The sequence below is a fragment of the Pseudomonas sp. JV245A genome, from assembly GCF_032424515.1.
GTDB lineage: Bacteria > Pseudomonadota > Gammaproteobacteria > Pseudomonadales > Pseudomonadaceae > Aquipseudomonas > Aquipseudomonas protegens.
Genome location: NZ_VYKE01000485.1, coordinates 1 through 641 on the forward strand (window position 1 = coordinate 1; position 641 = coordinate 641).

General features: G+C 67.4%; 1 pseudogene. It reads right to left on the reverse strand.

The features are described from left to right. Positions 1-641 (reverse strand): annotated as a pseudogene (locus tag F6S12_RS32600) (malto-oligosyltrehalose synthase); the annotation flags it as partial.

The window sequence follows — 641 nt, forward strand, 5'->3', positions numbered from 1 at the left end:
ACAGGGCCTGGGCCACGCTTTCAAAATCGCTGGCCAGAGAGCCGTTGAGAATCTGCTGACGGGCCAGCAGTGCCTCTTCGGCGAACGCCGCGGGGCGCTGGCTGTGCCGGCTCCACAGTTCGGCCAGCACCGGCTGGCCTGCAGGGGCCTGCTGCAGCAGCGACAGTTGGTTCATGAACTCATAGCCGGTGCTGCCATCTACGCCCCAGTCGCGGTGCAGGGTTTCCCCGGCGCCGAGGATCTTCTCGACGTAGATCGGCAGGTGCTGGCCCGGGCGCAGGCGGTCGATCCGGCGCCGCAGCTTGCGGCAATAGCTGCGAGGGTCGGCCAGACCGTCGATATGGTCGATGCGCAGGCCGTCCACCAGGCCACGCTGGATCAGCTCGAAGATCTTGCCGTGGGTGGCTTCGAACACCGCCGGGCGCTCGACCCGCAGCCCGCCCAGCTCGTTGACGTCGAAGAAGCGTCGCCAGTTGATGTCGTCGGCGGCGGTGCGCCAGCTGGCCAGGCGATAGCTCTGTTGCTCCAGCAGATGGTGCAGGCGCTGGAAACCTTCGTCGTGGCGTGAGTCGTAGCCTTGCAGGTGGGCGGTGACGGCCTGGTGCAGCGCCGGTTGCTGCAACAGTTGGCCCAGGGCCTGC